The sequence below is a fragment of the Pseudomonas brassicacearum genome (assembly GCF_003732175.1).
In the GTDB taxonomy this organism is placed as follows: domain Bacteria; phylum Pseudomonadota; class Gammaproteobacteria; order Pseudomonadales; family Pseudomonadaceae; genus Aquipseudomonas; species Aquipseudomonas brassicacearum_G.
Map to the genome: position 1 here is coordinate 217,587 of NZ_MOBI01000020.1, position 19,242 is coordinate 236,828.

15 protein-coding genes are annotated in these 19,242 nt (G+C 58.5%); 6 read left to right on the plus strand and 9 right to left on the minus strand.

Annotated features, from left to right (window positions below; genetic code table 11):
* Window positions 1–17: 17 nt before the first annotated feature.
* The 6 genes from cysG to ftsK form a co-directional block, all read right to left on the minus strand.
* Window positions 18–1,412: a siroheme synthase CysG gene (gene cysG / locus BK658_RS18890; protein WP_123583601.1), complete on the minus strand. Its 1,395-nt coding sequence runs from the start codon at window positions 1,410–1,412 to the stop codon at window positions 18–20.
* Window positions 1,413–2,693 (minus strand): serine--tRNA ligase, encoded by a 1,281-nt coding sequence (serS, locus tag BK658_RS18895; RefSeq protein ID WP_123583602.1) that lies wholly within the window; start codon window positions 2,691–2,693, stop codon window positions 1,413–1,415. It lies immediately after the preceding gene.
* Between the two features lie 16 nt (window positions 2,694–2,709).
* Window positions 2,710–3,084, minus strand: a complete 375-nt coding sequence (gene crcB, locus BK658_RS18900; protein ID WP_054597839.1) for a fluoride efflux transporter CrcB — start codon at window positions 3,082–3,084, stop codon at window positions 2,710–2,712.
* Entirely contained in the window at window positions 3,081–4,406 is a 1,326-nt protein-coding gene (locus BK658_RS18905; RefSeq protein ID WP_020723510.1) for a replication-associated recombination protein A, read from the minus strand. The genes crcB and BK658_RS18905 overlap by 4 nt, the downstream gene beginning before the upstream one ends.
* A 214-nt stretch (window positions 4,407–4,620) precedes the next feature.
* Entirely contained in the window at window positions 4,621–5,244 is a 624-nt protein-coding gene (gene lolA / locus BK658_RS18910) for an outer membrane lipoprotein periplasmic chaperone LolA (RefSeq protein WP_019689841.1), read from the minus strand.
* Between the two features lie 58 nt (window positions 5,245–5,302).
* A complete protein-coding gene (gene ftsK / locus BK658_RS18915; RefSeq protein ID WP_103316443.1) occupies window positions 5,303–7,708 on the minus strand; it encodes a DNA translocase FtsK in 2,406 nt (801 codons plus the stop codon).
* 333 nt (window positions 7,709–8,041) lie between these two features.
* On the opposite strand from ftsK, the gene trxB reads away from it, so the two are divergent.
* From trxB to infA, 4 genes are all read left to right on the plus strand, one after another.
* Window positions 8,042–8,992, plus strand: a complete 951-nt coding sequence (gene trxB, locus BK658_RS18920; RefSeq protein WP_123583603.1) for a thioredoxin-disulfide reductase — start codon at window positions 8,042–8,044, stop codon at window positions 8,990–8,992.
* A gap of 64 nt (window positions 8,993–9,056) precedes the next feature.
* Window positions 9,057–9,737, plus strand: a complete 681-nt coding sequence (gene aat, locus BK658_RS18925; RefSeq protein ID WP_123583604.1) for a leucyl/phenylalanyl-tRNA--protein transferase — start codon at window positions 9,057–9,059, stop codon at window positions 9,735–9,737.
* A 58-nt stretch (window positions 9,738–9,795) separates the two neighbouring features.
* A complete protein-coding gene (locus BK658_RS18930; RefSeq protein ID WP_123583605.1) occupies window positions 9,796–10,503 on the plus strand; it encodes an arginyltransferase in 708 nt (235 codons plus the stop codon).
* 111 nt (window positions 10,504–10,614) lie between these two features.
* Complete coding sequence (gene infA, locus BK658_RS18935; RefSeq protein ID WP_002553999.1) at window positions 10,615–10,833, plus strand: translation initiation factor IF-1; 219 nt, start codon at window positions 10,615–10,617, stop codon at window positions 10,831–10,833.
* Window positions 10,834–11,836: 1,003 nt separating this feature from the next.
* On the opposite strand, the gene clpA is transcribed toward infA, so the two are convergent.
* Together clpA and clpS are read right to left on the minus strand one after the other, a co-directional pair.
* Window positions 11,837–14,107 (minus strand): ATP-dependent Clp protease ATP-binding subunit ClpA, encoded by a 2,271-nt coding sequence (gene clpA / locus BK658_RS18940; RefSeq protein ID WP_123583606.1) that lies wholly within the window; start codon window positions 14,105–14,107, stop codon window positions 11,837–11,839.
* A 29-nt stretch (window positions 14,108–14,136) separates the two neighbouring features.
* Entirely contained in the window at window positions 14,137–14,499 is a 363-nt protein-coding gene (gene clpS, locus BK658_RS18945) for an ATP-dependent Clp protease adapter ClpS (protein ID WP_015094394.1), read from the minus strand.
* A 223-nt stretch (window positions 14,500–14,722) separates the two neighbouring features.
* Between clpS and cspD the strand changes: the two genes are divergently transcribed.
* The gene (cspD, locus tag BK658_RS18950) at window positions 14,723–14,986 is read left to right on the plus strand and encodes a cold shock domain-containing protein CspD (protein ID WP_123583789.1); all 264 of its coding nucleotides are present in this window, start codon (window positions 14,723–14,725) and stop codon (window positions 14,984–14,986) included.
* 80 nt (window positions 14,987–15,066) lie between these two features.
* Here the strand turns inward: cspD and icd are convergent, their stop codons facing one another.
* Window positions 15,067–16,323: an NADP-dependent isocitrate dehydrogenase gene (icd, locus tag BK658_RS18955; protein WP_123583607.1), complete on the minus strand. Its 1,257-nt coding sequence runs from the start codon at window positions 16,321–16,323 to the stop codon at window positions 15,067–15,069.
* A gap of 503 nt (window positions 16,324–16,826) precedes the next feature.
* On the opposite strand from icd, the gene BK658_RS18965 reads away from it, so the two are divergent.
* A complete protein-coding gene (locus tag BK658_RS18965; RefSeq protein WP_123583609.1) occupies window positions 16,827–19,052 on the plus strand; it encodes an NADP-dependent isocitrate dehydrogenase in 2,226 nt (741 codons plus the stop codon).
* Window positions 19,053–19,242 lie beyond the last annotated feature (190 nt).

A 19,242-nucleotide genomic window follows, 5' to 3' on the forward strand; every position in this document is an offset into this window, starting at 1 on the left:
TGGCAGCAACTCGGTGTTCAGACTTGCGACTGGGCGCCTTCAAACCATGCGAGTTTCTCGCGAAGTTGCACCACTTCTCCCACGATCACCAATGTCGGCGCATGCACTTCATGCTCCGCCACCAGCTGTGGAAGGTTGGCCAGCGTGCCGGTGAAAACCCGCTGATTAGGGGTCGTGCCCTGCTGAATCAACGCCGCCGGCGTGTCCGCTGAACGACCATGCCTGATCAATTCTTCGCAGATGATCGGCAGCCCCACCAGCCCCATGTAAAACACCAGGGTTTGCGCTGGCGCGACCAGATCGCCCCACGGCAGATCCGAGGTACCATCCTTCAGGTGACCGGTGATAAAGCGCACTGACTGCGCGTAATCACGGTGGGTCAGCGGAATCCCGGCGTAGGCCGCGCAACCGCTGGCAGCAGTAATACCCGGCACGACCTGGAACGGAATGCCGTGGGCCGCCAGTTCTTCGATCTCTTCGCCACCACGGCCAAAGATGAACGGATCACCGCCCTTCAGCCGTACCACACGCTTGCCCTGCTTGGCCAGGTCCACCAATTGCTGGTTGATCTGATCCTGAGGCACCGCGTGATCGGCACGTCGCTTACCGACATAAATCCGCTCGGCATCACGACGGCACAGCTCAAGAATCGCCGGTGCCACCAGGCGGTCATACAGCACCACATCGGCTTGCTGCATCAGCCGCAAGGCGCGGAATGTCAGTAGATCCGGATCACCCGGCCCTGCGCCGACCAGATACACCTCACCTGGAGCGTTGGGGGATTGGCCGTTGATTTTCGCCAACAGCAAACGCTCGGCTTCAGCGCCCTGCCCGGCCAGTTGACGATCCGCGATCGGCCCCTGGAAAACCTCTTCCCAGAACGCCCGACGTTGCTGCACATCCGGGAACAGACCTTTGACCTGATTGCGAAAACGCGCCGCCAACCCGGCCAACTGGCCATAGGTCGAGGGAATCCAGGTTTCCAGCTTGGCGCGGATCAACCGCGCCAGCACCGGCGCATCGCCGCCGCTGGACACGGCAATCACCAACGGCGAACGGTCGACAATCGCCGGGAAGATCACGCTGCACAAGGCCGGCGCGTCTACCACATTGACCGGCACGCAGCGCCGATGAGCATCTTTGGAGACTTGTGCATTCAGCGGTTCGTCGTCGGTGGCGGCAATGATCAGCCCGCAACCGTCGAGGTCCGACTCACAATAGCCGCGCAACACCAGCTCGCCGCCACTGTTCTGCACCAGCTCACGCAACTGGGCTTCGATCTCAGGCGCAACGACCCGCAGCAGCGCGCCGGCATCGGCCAGCAGACGGGATTTGCGCAAGGCAATCTCCCCTCCACCGACGACCAACACACGACTGCCGCGCAGGTTGTGAAACAGCGGCAGAAATTCCATTTAGCCGATGACCTCAAGGCCGCCCATGTACGGCTTGAGCACGGCAGGCACGCGGATCGAACCGTCGGCCTGCTGATAGTTCTCCAGCACCGCCACCAGCGTACGACCGACCGCCAGGCCGGAACCGTTCAGGGTGTGGACCAGCTCAGGCTTGCCGGTTTCCGGGTTACGGAAACGTGCTTGCATGCGACGGGCCTGGAAATCGCCGCAGTTGGAGCACGACGAAATTTCACGGTATTTGCCCTGGCTCGGGACCCACACTTCCAGATCGTAGGTCTTGACCGCGCTGAAACCCATGTCGCCGGTGCACAGCGCCAAGGTGCGGTATGGCAATTCCAGCAGTTGCAGGACTTTCTCGGCGTTGGCGGTCAGGCTTTCCAGCGCTTGCATCGAAGTCGACGGCTCGACGATCTGGACCATTTCGACTTTGTCGAACTGGTGCTGACGAATCATCCCGCGGGTGTCACGGCCCGACGCACCGGCTTCGCTACGGAAGCACGGAGTGTGAGCGACGAATTTGATCGGCAGTTGTTTGGCGTCGACGATTTCGCCAGCCACGATGTTGGTCAGCGACACTTCCGCGGTCGGAATCAGGTACAGATCGGCTTCGCCTTCGCGGCTGATCTTGAACAGGTCCTCTTCGAACTTCGGCAGCTGACCGGTGCCCTGCAAGGCCGGCGCCTGGACCAGATAAGGCGTGTAAGCCTCTTCATAGCCATGCTCGGTGGTGTGCAGGTTGATCATGAACTGCGCCAGGGCACGGTGCAGGCGGGCAATCGGCCCACGCAGCAGGGAGAAACGGGCACCGGACAACTTGGCGGCGGTTTCAAAGTCCAGCCAGCCGAACTTCTCGCCCAGCGCGACGTGATCCTTGATCTCGAAGTCGAAGGTGGTCGGCGTGCCCCAGCGGCGCACTTCGACATTGCCGTCTTCGTCGGAACCAATCGGCACCGACTCGTGCGGCAGGTTAGGAATATTCAGCAGGATCGAGTCCAGCTCAGTCTGGATCTCGTCCAGTTCGACTTTGCCGATACCAAGCTCATTCGCCATGCGCTCGACGTCGGCCATCAACGGCGCGATGTCTTCGCCGCGCTGCTTGGCCTGACCGATGGATTTTGAGCGCGCGTTACGTTCAGCCTGCAGTGCTTCGGTGCGGGTCTGGACGGTCTTGCGCTGTTCTTCCAGCGCTTCGATGCGCGCAACATCCAGGCTGAAGCCGCGGGATGCCAGGCGATCCGCTACGTCCTGAAGGTTGCTACGTAACAGTTTGGAATCGAGCATGTCGGTCTCTCGTTTATCAAAGTTTGGTCAAGGATAGGCCAGCCCAGGTCGCGAGCAGCCCGCCGAATACGCTGATCGCCGCATAGCCCAGGGCCAGCGGCACTTGCCCGCTTTCGAGCAAGCGCACCGTATCCAGTGAAAAGGATGAAAAAGTCGTCAGGCCGCCAAGGAAGCCCACCATCAACCCGGCACGCACCTCAATCGGCACTTCCGGGCGCAACATAAACAGACCGTACAAAAAGCCGATCAACAGGCAGCCAATGATATTAACGGCCAGCGTAGCGGTATAGAAGTGCCGTGGCCAATTTGCATTGATCCAGTTGCCGGTCGCGAAACGCAGTAATGTGCCGGCAATACCGCCGACGGAGACCGCAACGATCAAGGGAATCAAGGTTTTCTCCGCTGTTTGGGGCTCAGACGGTCCAGCTGCGCAAGGTGGTTGAGCTTCTCGCCGATCTTCAATTCGAGGCCACGTGGTACCGGACGATAGAACGACTGCGGCTCCAGTTCCTCCGGGAAATAATCTTCGCCGGCCGCGTAAGCGTCCGGTTCGTCGTGGGCATAACGGTACTCGTCGCCGTAACCGAGCTGCTTCATCAGCTTGGTCGGGGCATTGCGCAAATGCAGCGGGACTTCCAGCGAGCCATGCTCGGCAGCGCTGCGCATGGCGGCTTTGAAGCCCATATAAACCGCATTGCTTTTCGGCGCACAGGCCAGATAGGTAATCGCCTGCGCGACCGCCAACTCACCTTCGGGGCTGCCCAGTCGCTCCTGCACATCCCACGCTGCCAGGCACAGGCTCAAGGCACGCGGGTCGGCATTGCCGATGTCTTCGCTGGCCATGCGCACCACGCGCCGGGCCAGGTACAACGGATCGCAGCCACCGTCGAGCATGCGCGCGAACCAGTACAGCGCGCCGTCCGGGTTGGAACCGCGCACCGATTTGTGCAGCGCAGAGATCTGGTCGTAAAACGCTTCGCCGCCCTTGTCGAAACGGCGCCGGGTGTCGCCGAGCAGGCTTTGCAGCAGCTCGACGCCGATTTCCGTGCCGTCTTCCGCCAGGTCGGAGGCGTTCTCCAGCAAGTTCAGCAGGCGCCGGCCGTCACCGTCAGCAGCGCTGAGCAGCATCTTGAAGCCGTCGTCGCCGAGGCTCAGCTGACGCTTGCCAAGGCCGCGCTCTTCGGTCAACGCCCGCTGCACCAGTTTGTGCAATGCGGTTTCGTCGAGGCTCTTGAGCACGTAGACGCGCGCACGGGACAGCAGCGCGTTGTTCAGTTCAAACGACGGGTTTTCGGTGGTCGCGCCAATGAAAATCAGCGTGCCGTCTTCGACGTACGGTAGAAAGGCATCTTGTTGCGACTTGTTGAAGCGATGGACTTCGTCGACGAACAGAATGGTTCGGCGGCCATATTGCCCGGCCTGCTGCTTGGCGACTTCCACCGCCTGGCGGATCTCCTTGACCCCGGCCAGCACCGCCGAGACCGTTTCAAAGTGCGCATCCGAGACTTCCGCGAGCAGACGCGCCAGGGTGGTTTTACCCACGCCCGGCGGGCCCCAGAAAATCATCGAGTGCAAGGCACCCTGCTCCAGCGCCTCGCGTAACGGCTTGCCGCGGGCCAACAGGTGTTCCTGACCGACGTACTCATCCAGGTTGGCGGCCCGTAAACGGGCGGCCAAGGGCTGAGCTATCGGAGCACTGCGAAACAGGTCCATCACGTAGGGTTAAAACCTCGGATTATTACGTAGTTCTCAAGTCTGGCGAATACCCTGTGGCGAGGGAGCTTGCTCCCGCTGGGGCGCGAAGCGGCCCTAAAAATGGGACTGCTACGCAGTCCAGCGGGAGCAAGCTCCCTCGCCACAGGTTGTGTGTGTGTGTGTGTGTGCTGCACCTTCCTTCTAATGCCCAGCACTGGGTTACTGCTGCTCTTTATTCTTGAATCACATCGGCACCCTTGGGGATGTCGAACTTGAACTTGGAGGCCGGAATCGGCTCGTTGGCCTTGACCCCGGTGAACAGGATGTTGGTGCGCTGACCGACGCTGTCGATCATCTGCATATCATTGACCATACCGTTGCGGAACGACAGGCGCAGGCTGTCGAACAGCGTGTCCTTGGTCTTGGGCTTGAGCGTGAAGTCGATCACGCCGCCGGCTTCCTTGGACGTAATGGCGAAGCTCTGGCTGATTTTCGACACATCACCGGACAGCAACAATGCTGGAGTCTGGGTCAGCCGCTGATCAAGGTTCTTGATGGTGACCTGTTGCAGGTCCGGGTCCCACAAGGAAACCTTCTTGCCATCCGACACCATAAGCTGTTCTTGCGGTGCATCGGTGTGCCAGTAGAACAGGCCCGGGCGCTGCAAGGACATTTCGCCAGCGGTTTCCTGCAACTGAGTACCGCTGCCGTCGAGGGTCAGCTGAGAGAAACGTGCGGTCAAGGTCTGCGACTTTTCGAGCAACTGAGTCAGACGCGCCACGTCCTTGTCATCGGCGTGGGCCGAAAGCGTGGTTAAAGCCAGTACCGGCAGCAGCAACATGCGGATAAGACGCATGGGAGTCCTCTTTGATATTCGTTTGAATGGCGTGCCGCGTGACTTCACGCGGCACCGGTCAGTCGCGCATCGGGCCTGGTGCAAGCACTTCGCGCGAGCCGTTGGTATTCATGGAGGTCACGACCCCGGCCATTTCCATGGCTTCGATCATGCGCGCAGCGCGGTTGTAGCCGATCTTCAGCTTGCGCTGAACCGCAGAGATCGAGGCGCGGCGGCTTTCCAGCACGAACTGCACCGCTTCGTCATAGAGCGCGTCAGTTTCAGCATCATCGTCGCCGCCACCGCTGCTGCCTTCAAAACCGCTACCCGCCTCTTCGACACCGTTGAGGATGTCGTCGTTGTACTCCGGTGCACCGCGCAGTTTCCAGGCTTCAACCACCCGGTGAACTTCATCGTCGGAAACGAACGCGCCGTGAACCCGAATCGGCAGACTGGTGCCCGGCGGCATATAGAGCATGTCACCGTGACCCAGCAACTGCTCGGCACCACCCTGGTCGATGATGGTTCGCGAGTCGATCTTGCTCGATACCTGGAACGCCATACGGGTCGGAATGTTGGCCTTGATCAGACCGGTGATCACATCCACCGACGGTCGCTGGGTCGCAAGGATCAAGTGAATACCCGCCGCACGGGCTTTCTGGGCAATCCGTGCGATCAGTTCTTCAACCTTCTTGCCGACGATCATCATCATGTCGGCAAACTCGTCGACCACCACCACGATGGTTGGCAGCTTGGTCAGCAGCGGAGCTTCGTCGTGAATGCTTTCGCGGTTGTACAAAGGATCCGTCAACGGCGTACCGGCTTCCTGCGCCTCTCTGACCTTCTGGTTGAAACCCGACAGGTTACGCACACCCATCTTCGCCATCAGCTTGTAGCGACGCTCCATCTCGGCCACGCTCCAGCGCAACGCGTTGGCGGCGTCCTTCATGTCGGTGACCACCGGGCACAGCAGGTGCGGAATGCCTTCGTAGATCGACAGTTCAAGCATTTTCGGGTCGATCATGATCAGCTTGGCGTCTTCCGGGCCCGACTTGAACAGAATCGACAGAATCATCGCGTTCACGCCCACCGACTTACCGGAACCGGTAGTACCGGCCACCAGCAGGTGAGGCATTTTTGCCAGGTCGACGATGATCGGCTTACCGCCGATGTCATGGCCCAGGGCCAGGGTGACCGGGGACTTGGCGTCATCATATTCCGGCGTCGACAGCACTTCGGAGAAGCGCACGATCTGCCGGTCTTCGTTGGGAATCTCGATGCCGACCGTGGTCTTGCCGGGAATCACTTCCACCACCCGCACACTGGTCACTGCCAGCGAACGCGCAAGGTCTTTGGCCAGGTTGGAGATACGGCTAACTTTTACCCCGGCCGCCGGTTGAATTTCGTAACGGGTAATCACCGGGCCTGGGTGAATCGAATCCACCGAGACTTCGACGCCGAATTCCTTGAGTTTGATTTCCAGCAAATGGCCAACGGCAGCCAGCGACTCAGGCGAATAGTTGAGCTGTTTCTTTTCTGCCGGGTCGAGAATCGAGATCGGCGGCAAGGTGCCTTCGACCGCGCTGTCAACGAACAGCGGCGCCTGCTTCTCTTTTTCGACACGCTTGCTTGGAGGTGGAGCTTTCGGTGGCGCTGGCGCAATCACCGGCGGAACCTGCTTCTCGCGCTCGGACATGTGCTTACTCAGGGCTTGCTCACGCTCGATCAAGCGCTCCTTAACCTTGGCTTGCTCGCGCTTGTCGGTCACGGTCGGAGCCACGACTTCGTGCACCCGATCGTCGACTTCACGCAATTGTGCAACCAGTTGCTTGCGTTCGGTGCGCGCAGCCCACCAGCGATTGGCAGCACCCTGGAACAGTTCGAACAGGTCGAGGGTGATCTTGCCGGTGACGTCCATCACCTTGAACCATGAAAGGTCGGTGAACACGGTCAGGCCGAACAGAAACAGCGCGATGAACATCAGGGTGCTGCCCTGGATATTCAGCGCGTTCTTTGCCAGATCGCCCAGGCTTTCACCCAATGCACCGCCGGCGCCGGCCGGCAAACCGGTCGGGGCGTGGAAATGGATATGCGCCAAGGCTGCGCCCGACAGCACCAGAAACACCAGGCCGATCAGGCGCCAGGAAAACAGCCAGCCGCTCCACTGCCACGGTTCGTGGCGCTGGCGGAATATCTGGTAAGTCTTGATCGCCAGCAACAGCGGGAAGATATAGGCGAAGTAACCCAGCACCATGAACAGGATATCGGCGCTGTAGGAGCCGGCCGGCCCACCGAAGTTCTGTACATCGTCGATTTTGCTGTTATGACTCCAGCCCGGATCGTCCTTGCCATAGGTCAGCAAGGCCATCATCAGGAACAGGCACAAGGCACCGATGGCGATCAGTGCACCTTCCTTGAGCCGGTAGTGCAGATGCTGACGCCAGAGTGGAACTACTGTTTTAGGTGCTGCGGTGGATTTCTTCAAAACGCGTCTTTTCCTGCGCTTGTAGCGCGTCCAACTGTTGATTGACTACAAAAAACTGCCCACTCCGGGCAGGTAACAAAGTTAACGAGCGCAACAGAGACTACTTTTAACACTCTGACATTGAAATCTAAATCCGTAGGAGCTGCCGAAGGCTCGCGCCGCGTTCGGACGATCTTTTATTTCGGACATTCCGATACAGACCGGCATTGTACGGGTTTGCCCGCACGATGCCACGCCAGAGCAGCTAAGGTGTAGCATAGCCAAAAGTACATTGCGCGCGCTTCAATTTGAGCATGCATTCTCTTTTGTGACAAAGGCTTATGAGGTGTTTTTATGAGCGAAGCTAAGCATTCACGCCTGATCATTCTGGGTTCCGGCCCTGCCGGTTACAGTGCCGCCGTTTATGCCGCTCGCGCCAACCTCAAGCCGACCGTTATTACGGGCCTGCAAGCCGGCGGTCAATTGACCACCACCATTGAAGTCGACAACTGGCCTGGCGATGTTGAAGGTCTGACCGGCCCGGTGCTGATGGAGCGCATGCAAAAACACGCCGAGCGTTTCGACACCGAGATCGTCTACGACCACATTCACACCGCAGAGTTGCAGCAGCGGCCGTTTCGCCTCACTGGCGACAGCGGCACCTACACCTGCGATGCACTGATTATCGCGACCGGTGCTTCGGCGCAATACCTGGGGCTGTCATCTGAAGAAACCTTCGCCGGCAAAGGCGTTTCTGCCTGTGCCACTTGCGATGGTTTTTTCTACCGCAATCAGGTGGTCGCGGTGATTGGCGGCGGCAACACGGCCGTTGAAGAAGCGCTGTACCTGGCCAACATCGCCAAGGAAGTGCATCTGATTCATCGTCGCGACAAACTGCGCTCAGAGAAGATTCTTCAGGACAAACTGTTCGAACGTGCCAAAAATGGCAACATTCGCCTGCACTGGAACCAGAACCTTGAAGAGGTATTGGGTGATGCCAGCGGCGTAACCGGTGCACGCCTGCGCGACAGCCTGACCGGCGAGATGAAAGACCTGGAGCTGACCGGCGTATTCATCGCCATTGGCCACAAACCCAATACCGACCTGTTCCAGGGTCAGCTGGAGATGCATAACGGCTACCTGCGAGTCCGGGGCGGCAGCGAAGGCAATGCCACCGCCACCGAGATCGAGGGGGTGTTTGCCGCCGGCGATGTGGCCGACCACGTCTACCGTCAGGCGGTGACTTCCGCGGGCGCCGGCTGCATGGCGGCACTGGACGCCGAGAAGTACCTGGACGACAACTGATAAGACATTCATTGCGGCAGGCCAAGGCCTGCCGCTGCCCTCCCCTTCTGCAAGCCTGGATACCATGCTGACCTGGTTACAACGCGATTCCCTGAAATTCCCGCCGCTGGAAAAAGCCATGCGCGACCCCAACGGCCTGCTTGCCGCTGGCGGCGACCTGAGCGCCGATCGGCTGATCCAGGCTTACCGCCACGGTTGTTTCCCGTGGTTTTCGGAGGGCCAGCCGATCCTCTGGTGGTCGCCGGACCCACGCACCGTATTGTTTCCCGACGAATTGCATGTTTCTCGCAGTCTCGGCAAGCTGTTGCGCCAAAAGCGTTACGACGTGACGTTCGATCAGGACTTCCCGGCCGTCATACGCGCCTGCGCAGCTCCGCGGGAGTACGCCGATGGCACCTGGATCACCGAAGCGATGCAAACCGCCTACATGGAGCTGCACGCTCGCGGATACGCCCACTCGGTCGAGGTCTGGGACCAAGGGGTGCTGGTGGGCGGGCTCTATGGCCTCGCCATGGGTCGGCTGTTTTTCGGTGAGTCGATGTTCAGCCGTGCAGACAACGCCTCCAAGGTCGGCTTCGCCACGCTGGTCAACCACCTCAAGGACGCCGGTTTCGTGCTGATCGACTGCCAGATGCCGACCGGTCATCTGCACAGTCTGGGTGCCCGGGCTATCCCGCGCCGAGAGTTTGCTGGCTATCTGCAGCAACACCTTGATCAAGCCAGCGGCGCCCCATGGGTTTGCTGAGCGACTTTTGCGCTCGTGGCTTACACTTAATTGAACAGCTATTCCCGAGGGTTGATTCATGACCGAGTTGGCGCGCCTCAAGTTCTATGCCACTCAGCCCCACTCTTGCAGCTATCTGCCCGATGAACAGGCCACCACGCTGTTCCTCGACCCTAGCCAGCCCATGGATGTGCATGTCTATGCAGACCTGTCGGAAATGGGTTTTCGTCGCAGTGGCGATCACCTGTACCGGCCGCATTGCCAAAATTGCAATGCGTGTGTGCCTGCGCGCATTCCGGTTGCACAGTTTTCGCCAAACCGCCAGCAGAAACGCATTTTCAAACGCAATGCCGACCTGCAGGTTCGCCCGGCCAAACCGGGTTTCAGCGAAGAATATTTCGATCTTTACCAACGCTATATCGAACAGCGCCACGCCGATGGCGACATGTACCCGCCCAGCCGCGATCAGTTTTCGACCTTTCTGGTCCGCGACCTGCCGTTTTCGCGTTTCTATGAGTTCCGCCTCGAAGGCCGTCTGCTGGCGGTCGCCGTGACGGATCTGCTGCCCAACGGCTTGTCGGCGGTCTACACCTTCTATGAGCCCGAAGAAGATCGCCGCAGCCTGGGGCGTTACGCGATTCTCTGGCAGATCAACGAAGCCCGGCGCTTGGGACTGGACGCGGTTTACCTCGGATACTGGATCAAAAACTGCAAGAAAATGAACTACAAGACCCAATATCGCCCCATAGAGCTGCTGATTAATCAGCGCTGGGTGGTACTGAACTAGGTTCAGCCCTAAAGCCCTTGGCTTAAACCCCACTTTTCGGGCACAATGCACGCCGCTTTTGCCTGGCGCAGTTGCACCGGGCCATTCATTGGATACCGAGGGCTTTACTGCATGTCGAAAGAAGACAGCTTCGAAATGGAAGGCACTGTCGTCGACACCCTGCCCAACACCATGTTTCGTGTGGAGTTGGAAAATGGGCACGTCGTAACCGCGCATATTTCCGGCAAGATGCGCAAGAATTACATTCGTATTCTTACCGGTGACAAAGTGCGCGTCGAGCTGACGCCCTATGATTTGAGCAAAGGGCGGATCACTTACCGCGCTCGTTAATCAAGTCAATACAAAACGCCCGGTTCTGCCGGGCGTTTTTGTTTGTCTGGGGTTTGTTCAGGGCTTTAGCTGGCCCCTTGGCTGGGGGGCATATCCGTTGCTGCGGTAACGGCGACTTATGGTTTCGCTTTTACAGCGACTCACTTTTCCAAACGCCGAAAAGTAAGCAAAAGGCTTCGCCCCGGCGTACGGCACCTCGCCTAGGCTCGGTGTTCCCTCGCTACGGTGCCCATCAGGGGGCATCGCCTACGGTCTGCTTCGCTACGACCTCCTCTCGATGTGTTCGACTTCGTCGAACGGCGCTACGCGCCTACCCCCTGATGGACACCTACGCTCGGCCTGCCGATGGGGCGAAAGATCAAAAGCAGATCAAGATCAAAAGCCAAAGCCAAAGCCAAAGCCAAAGCGTTTTGTAGCCCCAATGTAATTCGAGTACATCCACCAAAAACCGATCAACAGTCAGACCGCCATCGCAGGCAAGCCTTGCTCCCACAGGGAACTTGATCATTCCCACGCCCTGCATCAGCTCACGAATCGTGACGCAGAGCGTCACAGGATGCATCCCCACGCTGAGCGTGGGAACGATCCGCGCTCTCACCACTCAGGCCGACCGGGAGGTCGCCGTGCTTTGCTGTTGATCTAGATCCACCCGCCCCGTCGGGAGGCCGAGTGGAGGTGTTCATCAGGAGGTTGGCGCGCAGCGCCGTACGGCGCAGCCGGACACATCGAGAGGAGGTCGTCGCGAAGCAGACCGTAGGCGATGCCTCCTGATGAATACCGTAACGAGGGAACGCCGAGCCTAGGCGAGGTGCCGTACGCTTGGGGCGAAGCCTTTTGGTTCCTTTTTGGCGTTTGAAAAAGGGACTCGCTGTAAGAGCGAAACCGCCAGCCGCCGTTACCGCAGCAACGGATATACACCCCCAAACCCAAACCCAACCCCAACCCGCAGACAGCAAAAAGGCGCCATCAGGCGCCTTCTGCTTTAAAGCAACAGCAACAACCGTCAGGCCATTTCAGCAGTAGTCTCAAAGTCGAAGGTCAACTCGCCATCCTTGATGTCGATGTGCACCACACCGCCATGCTCGGCCAGTTCGCCAAAGAGAATCTCCTCCGCCAGCGGACGCTTGATCTTGTCCTGGATCAAACGCGCCATTGGTCGTGCACCCATGGTCGCATCGTAACCACCAGCCGCCAGCCAACTGCGTGCAGCGTCGGTGACCTCGAGCAGTACACGCTTGTCTTCCAGCTGCGCCTGCAGTTCGGTAAGGAACTTGTCCACCACGCTTTTGATGACCTCATGACTGAGGCGACCAAACTGGATAATGGTGTCCAGACGGTTACGGAATTCCGGCGTGAAGCTCTTCTTGATCACTTCCATTGCGTCGGACGAGTGATCCTGATGTGTGAAGCCGATAGAAGCCCGAGCTGCGGTTTCGGCACCGGCGTTGGTCGTCATGATGACGATCACGTTACGGAAATCTGCCTTGCGCCCGTTGTTATCGGTGAGCGTACCGTGGTCCATGACCTGCAACAGCAGGTTGAAGACTTCCGGATGCGCCTTCTCGATCTCATCGAGCAACAGCACGCAGTGAGGCTGCTTGGTGATCGCTTCAGTCAGCAGGCCGCCCTGATCGAACCCGACATAGCCCGGAGGTGCACCGATCAAACGCGAAACGGTGTGGCGCTCCATGTATTCGGACATGTCGAAGCGAACCAGTTCGATCCCCAGCGCCTTGGCCAGTTGCCGGGCCGCTTCGGTTTTACCGACACCGGTAGGGCCGGCAAACAGGAACGAACCGACAGGCTTGTCAGGCGACTTCAGACCCGCACGGGACAGCTTGATCGCGGTCGACAAGGAGTCGATCGCCGCATCCTGGCCAAACACCGTCAACTTCAGATCGCGCTCAAGGTTACGCAACAGCTCTTTGTCGGAGCTGGTGACGTGTTTTGGCGGAATCCGCGCGATCTTCGCCACGATGTCCTCGACCTGAGCCACCTCGATGCGCTTCACACGCTTCTCGATTGGCTGCAGACGCTGATAGGCGCCCGCCTCGTCGATGACGTCGATGGCCTTGTCCGGCATGTGCCGATCATTGATGTAGCGTGATGCCAGCTCGGCAGCGGCACGTAGGGCTTCATCACTGTATTCGATATTGTGATGAAGTTCGAAACGCCCCTTGAGACCGCGCAGGATACCAATGGTGTCTTCGACCGAAGGCTCCGACACATCGACCTTCTGGAAGCGCCGAGCCAGGGCACGGTCTTTCTCGAAGATTCCACGGAATTCCTGGAACGTGGTCGAGCCGATGCAACGGATATCACCCGACGACAGCAGCGGCTTGAGCAGGTTCGAAGCATCCATGACACCACCAGAGGCGGCACCTGCACCAATAATGGTGTGGATCTCGTCGATGAACAGGATCGCCTGCGGACGTTTTTTCAGCTCATTGAGCAACGCCTTGAAGCGCTTCTCGAAATCGCCGCGGTACTTGGTCCCAGCGAGCAACGCGCCCAGATCGAGCGAATAAACCACGCTATTGGCCAACAGATCAGGTACCTGATTGTCGACGATGCGCTTGGCCAGACCTTCGGCAATTGCGGTTTTACCCACGCCTGCCTCGCCGACCAGCAACGGATTGTTTTTACGCCGACGCGCCAGAATCTGCGCGACACGCTCAACTTCCATTTCACGCCCGACCAATGGGTCGATTCGACCCTGGCGCGCCAGTTCGTTGAGGTTGCTGGCATATGCATCCAGAGGATTGCCTGAAGAAGAAGACTCACCGCCCTCGTCGTCCTGCATATCTTGCTCACCTTCAGAGTGTTCGCCATGCCCTGGCACTTTCGAGATGCCATGAGCGATGTAATTGACGACATCGATGCGTGCAACGCTCTGCTGTTTCAGCAGGAACACCGCCTGACTCTCTTGCTCACTGAAGATTGCAACCAGCACGTTGGCGCCAGTCACTTCGCGTTTGCCCGAGCTCTGTACATGAAAGACAGCACGTTGCAGTACACGCTGGAAGCCCAGGGTTGGCTGGGTTTCGCGATCCTCGTCATGAAGGGGGATCAAAGGCGTGGTGGAGTCGATGAACTCCTGCAGGTCATGCTTGAGTTTGTCGAGGTTTGCGCCGCAGGCACGCAAAACGGTGGCGGCAGCCTCATTATCCAATAGAGCCAACAGGAGGTGTTCGACGGTCATGAATTCATGACGTTTCGAACGCGCCTCCTTGAAGGCGAGATTGAGGGTGACTTCGAGCTCGCGGTTTAACATAGCTTCACCTCATACCCAAGTGGTCGGCGTTAACCGTCCTTCTCGATTTCACAGAGTAGCGGATGCTGGCTTTCCCTGGCGTACTGGTTGACCTGCATGGCCTTGGTCTCGGCGATGTCGCGGGTAAACACTCCACATACTGCCCGTCCTTCTGTGTGAACGGCCAGCATGACCTTGGTCGCCAGCTCGCGATTCAGGTTAAAAAACACCTCGAGCACTTCGACGACGAAATCCATCGGTGTGTAGTCATCATTGAACAAAACCACCTTGTACATCGGCGGCGCCTGTAACGCAGGCTTAGCCTCCTGTACAGCAATGCCTGCTGAATCGTCGTCGTGTAAATCAGGGCGATCCTGATTGAATGTTAGTCGAATCTGGCTGATAGCATGCATGGAAAGAAAGGTTCGTTAGTTGAGCTGAATACAGTGGTGGGGGCGGCCCCAGAGCTTTTCAACCCCGACTGCTTGGTCACCTTGACTATCGGCAAATCAGTGTTACAACCAATAGAGCCCACGATGGGTAAAAAAGGTCCGCACAGTCAACCCCATTTCAGGGTTGATGCGGATTAACTGGATGATACTCCAGTGATGGAGTCTGTTGCAGAGGGATATGAGCATGGCTAGCGGTAAGGTCAAGTGGTTCAACAATGCCAAGGGATATGGCTTCATCAACGAGGACGGCAAGGACGAAGATCTCTTTGCCCACTACTCGGCCATTAAAATGGACGGCTACAAGACCTTGAAAGCAGGCCAACCCGTGAGTTTCGAGATCATCCAGGGTCCCAAAGGCCTGCACGCGGTCAACATCGACTCAGCTACAGTAAAGGCCAAGGCGCCCGCACCTGCAACGACCGTCCAGCACGAACCTGTGCTGAGCTGACACCACCCGGCATTCAGGCATAAAAAAACCGGCCGACTCATCATTTGAGTCGGTCGGTTTTTTATTTAGCGCAAACCAGCTTACATGTGCGAAATCAGCGCATCACCGAACGCGGAAGAAGACAGCAGTTTGGCGCCCTCCATCAGACGTTCAAAGTCATAGGTCACGGTCTTGGCCGAGATCGCGCCGTTGGTGCCCTTGATGATCAGCTCGGCCGCCTCGGTCCAGCCCATGTGACGCAGCATCATTTCAGCAGACAGAATCAGCGAACCCGGGTTTACCTGGTCCTTGCCGGCGTACTTCGGTGCAGTGCCGTGGGTGGCTTCGAACATCGCCACGGTGTCGGACAGGTTGGCACCTGGCGCGATACCGATACCACCCACCTCAGCCGCCAGGGCGTCGGACAGGTAGTCGCCGTTCAGGTTCAGGGTCGCGATCACATCGTATTCAGCCGGGCGCAGCAGGATCTGCTGGAGCATGGCATCGGCGATGGCATCCTTGACGATGACGTTCTTGCCGGTTTTCGGGTTCTTGAATTGCATCCACGGGCCGCCGTCGAGCAGGGTTGCGCCAAATTCTTCAGCGGCCACTTCGTAGGCCCACTCTTTGAAGGCACCTTCGGTGAACTTCATGATGTTGCCTTTGTGGACGATGGTCAGCGAATCGCGATCATTGTCGACAACGTATTGCAGAGCCTTGCGTGCCAGGCGCTTGGTGCCTTCCAGGGAAACCGGCTTGATGCCGATACCGCAATTTTGGTCGAAACGGATCTTGGTAACGCCCATTTCTTCTTTAAGGAACTTGATGACCTTGGTCGCCTCCGGCGAACCGGCCTTCCATTCGATACCGGCGTAGATGTCTTCCGAGTTCTCGCGGAAGATCGTCATGTCGACGTCGCCAGGCTTCTTGACCGGGCTCGGCACGCCTTCAAACCAGCGCACTGGGCGCAGACACACATAAAGGTCGAGTTGCTGACGCAGAGCAACGTTGAGGGAGCGGATACCGCCACCGACCGGCGTGGTCAGCGGGCCCTTGATGGAAACCACGTAATCCTTGACTGCGTCCAGAGTTTCCTGAGGCAGCCAGGTGTCCTGATCGTAAACCTGAGTCGCTTTTTCCCCGGCGTAGACTTCCATCCAGGAAATTTTGCGCTCGCCGCCGTAAGCCTTCTTAACAGCAGCATCGACAACCTTGATCATGACCGGGCTGATATCAACGCCAATACCATCACCTTCAATGAAAGGGATGATCGGGTTGTTAGGAACATTGAGAGAATGGTCTGCATTGACGGTGATTTTGTCGCCGACTGCTGGAACCTGAATCTTCTTGTATCCCATGCTGAACTCCATTGTTTGGATTGAACATCTGGCTTCGTCCGAGCGTACCCCAGTTAAATCGGCACGCAAACCCTATGTTCCATCCATCTGCCGCAAAGCTGCACAGTTCACGACGTACAAGTCTGAAAGCAAAGGGAAAAGCGCCAAACTCAAGCACGGTGGACGACTCTACGCCGCACGCGCACCTGCGACCTTTAGACCAATGGACGAGAATCGTTGCATATGAACCATCGGCAGATTGCCAGCTACCTATGTATAATGCCGCCGCTGACCGCAGGGTCACGCAGGCGAAGCTCCTGCTCCTGGATAAATAGCTACGAGACTTTACGCCCGATAAGCCGGACTGTTACCGCAGTCCACCCGCTTGACGCTCGACTGATGCACCCAACATCACCGCGAAGAAACCTCGACATTCGGCTCATGGATGACTTTGAACGAACGCGCTTACCCGGCGCCCTCGAGTTTCTGCGCACGCTTTAGCAAAGAAGAGAGTTAATCCGAATATGCCCAACCGCTCGAAGATCATCTACACCTTCACCGACGAAGCCCCAGCCCTCGCCACCTATTCACTGTTGCCTATCGTAGAGGCCTTCACCGCCTCCGCTGATATCGCCGTGGAAACCCGCGATATCTCTCTTGCAGGGCGCATCCTGGCCAGCTTCCCCGAGCAATTGGGTAATAAAGCCGTAGCCGACCACCTCGCCGAACTGGGCGCGCTGGCCGTCACGCCTGAAGCCAACATCATCAAGCTGCCGAACATCAGTGCTTCGGTTCCGCAACTGCAGGCCGCGATCAAAGAACTGCAAGCCCAGGGCTATGCACTGCCGGACTACCCGGAAACCGTCACCAGCGACGCTGACAAGGACGCCAAGTCCCGTTACGACAAGATCAAGGGCAGCGCGGTAAACCCGGTTCTGCGTGAAGGCAACTCCGATCGTCGCGCACCGCTGTCGGTCAAGAACTACGCTCGCAAGCACCCGCACAAAATGGGCGCCTGGGCCAAAGACTCCAAATCTCACGTTGCTCACATGAGCACCGGCGATTTCTACGGCAGCGAAAAAGCTGCCCTGATCGACGCCGCTGACGCCGTGAAAATCGAACTGATCGCTCAAGACGGCACCACCACCGTCCTGAAAGAAAAAACCACCGTACAAGCCGGTGAGATCCTCGATTGCGCCGTGATGAGCAAAAACGCGCTGCGCAGCTTCATCGCCGCAGAAATCGAAGACGCCAAGCAAAAAGGCGTATTGCTGTCGGTTCACCTGAAAGCCACCATGATGAAGGTCTCCGACCCGATCATGTTCGGCCAGATCGTTGCCGAGTTCTATAAAGACGCCCTGGCCAAGCACGCCGACGTGCTGGCACAGATCGGCTTCAACCTGAACAACGGCATCGGCGACCTGTACGCCCGCATCAAGGCCCTGCCTGCCGAGCAGCAAGCGGCGATCGAAGCGGACATCCAGGCGGTCTACGCCGTTCGTCCATCGTTGGCGATGGTCAACTCCGACAAGGGCATCACCAACCTGCACGTGCCGAGCGACGTCATCGTCGACGCCTCGATGCCAGCCATGATCCGTGACTCCGGCAAGATGTGGGGCACCGACGGCCAACTGCATGACACCAAGGCCGTGATCCCGGATCGCTGCTACGCCACCATCTACCAGGCGGTAATCGAAGACTGCAAGCAACACGGCGCCTTCGACCCAACCACCATGGGCAGCGTGCCAAACGTTGGCCTGATGGCGAAAAAAGCCGAAGAGTACGGTTCCCACGACAAGACTTTCCAGATCAAGGCAAACGGCGTGGTTCGCGTTTCCGACAGCGCTGGTCGCACTCTGCTGGAGCAACCGGTTGAAGCCGGCGACATCTTCCGCATGTGCCAGACCAAAGACGCGCCGATCCAGGACTGGGTCAAGCTGGCCGTCAACCGTGCTCGCGCAAGCGCAACTCCGGCGATCTTCTGGCTGGACCCAATGCGCGCCCACGACGGTGTAGTGATCGAGAAAGTTCAGGCTTACCTGAAGGACCACGACACCTCCGGCCTGGACATCCGCATCATGTCGCCAGTCGACGCGATGGCCTTCACCCTGGCCCGTACTCGCGAAGGCAAGGACACCATCTCGGTGACCGGCAACGTACTGCGCGACTACCTGACTGACCTGTTCCCGATCATGGAACTGGGCACCAGCGCCAAGATGCTGTCGATCGTTCCACTGATGAATGGCGGCGGCCTGTTCGAAACCGGCGCTGGCGGTTCGGCACCGAAGCACGTTCAACAGTTGCTGGAAGAAAACTTCCTGCGCTGGGATTCCCTGGGCGAGTTCCTGGCCCTGGCCGCTTCCCTTGAGCACCTGGGTGTTACTTACAACAACCCTAAGGCGCTGGTGCTGGCCAAGACCCTGGATCAGGCCACCGGCCAGTTCCTGGACAACAACAAGTCGCCATCGCGCAAAGTCGGCAACATCGACAACCGCGGCAGCCACTTCTACCTGGCGCTGTACTGGGCTCAGGCCCTGGCCGCCCAGACTGAAGACGCAGCGCTGCAAGCGCAGTTCAGCCAACTGGCGAAAACCCTGACCGAGAACGAAGCAACCATCGTTGCCGAGCTCAATGCCGTTCAGGGCAAGCCAGTCGACATCGGCGGTTACTACCACGCCGACGCCGAGCTGATCAGCAAGGCCATGCGCCCAAGCAACACCTTCAACGCGGCGATTGCTGCGCTGGTTTAAGGTTGTAAGGATGCAAAGAAGCCCCGGCCCCGTGCCGGGGTTTCTGTTTCCAGCCTTCACACAATTCCAATGCGAACACCGGACAAATGTGGGAGCGAGCCTGCTCGCGATTGCGGCGAGTCAGTCAATATCAATGTTGAATGATAAACCGCTATCGCGAGCAGGCTCGCTCCCACATTGTTTTTATTCC

Excerpts from the sequence above, each read along its gene's own strand:
- BK658_RS18905 (WP_020723510.1), bottom strand. The coding sequence starts at position 4,406 with ATGGACCTGTTTCGCAGTGCTCCGATAGCTCAGCCCTTGGCCGCCCGT.
- lolA (WP_019689841.1), bottom strand. The coding sequence starts at position 5,244 with ATGCGTCTTATCCGCATGTTGCTGCTGCCGGTACTGGCTTTAACCACG.
- icd (WP_123583607.1), bottom strand. The coding sequence starts at position 16,323 with ATGGGATACAAGAAGATTCAGGTTCCAGCAGTCGGCGACAAAATCACC.
- BK658_RS18930 (WP_123583605.1), top strand. The coding sequence starts at position 9,796 with ATGACCGAGTTGGCGCGCCTCAAGTTCTATGCCACTCAGCCCCACTCT.
- infA (WP_002553999.1), top strand. The coding sequence starts at position 10,615 with ATGTCGAAAGAAGACAGCTTCGAAATGGAAGGCACTGTCGTCGACACC.
- clpS (WP_015094394.1), bottom strand. The coding sequence starts at position 14,499 with ATGCATGCTATCAGCCAGATTCGACTAACATTCAATCAGGATCGCCCT.
- cspD (WP_123583789.1), top strand. The coding sequence starts at position 14,723 with ATGGCTAGCGGTAAGGTCAAGTGGTTCAACAATGCCAAGGGATATGGC.
- aat (WP_123583604.1), top strand. The coding sequence starts at position 9,057 with ATGCTGACCTGGTTACAACGCGATTCCCTGAAATTCCCGCCGCTGGAA.
- serS (WP_123583602.1), bottom strand. The coding sequence starts at position 2,693 with ATGCTCGATTCCAAACTGTTACGTAGCAACCTTCAGGACGTAGCGGAT.
- BK658_RS18965 (WP_123583609.1), top strand. The coding sequence starts at position 16,827 with ATGCCCAACCGCTCGAAGATCATCTACACCTTCACCGACGAAGCCCCA.
- cysG (WP_123583601.1), bottom strand. The coding sequence starts at position 1,412 with ATGGAATTTCTGCCGCTGTTTCACAACCTGCGCGGCAGTCGTGTGTTG.
- clpA (WP_123583606.1), bottom strand. The coding sequence starts at position 14,107 with ATGTTAAACCGCGAGCTCGAAGTCACCCTCAATCTCGCCTTCAAGGAG.
- trxB (WP_123583603.1), top strand. The coding sequence starts at position 8,042 with ATGAGCGAAGCTAAGCATTCACGCCTGATCATTCTGGGTTCCGGCCCT.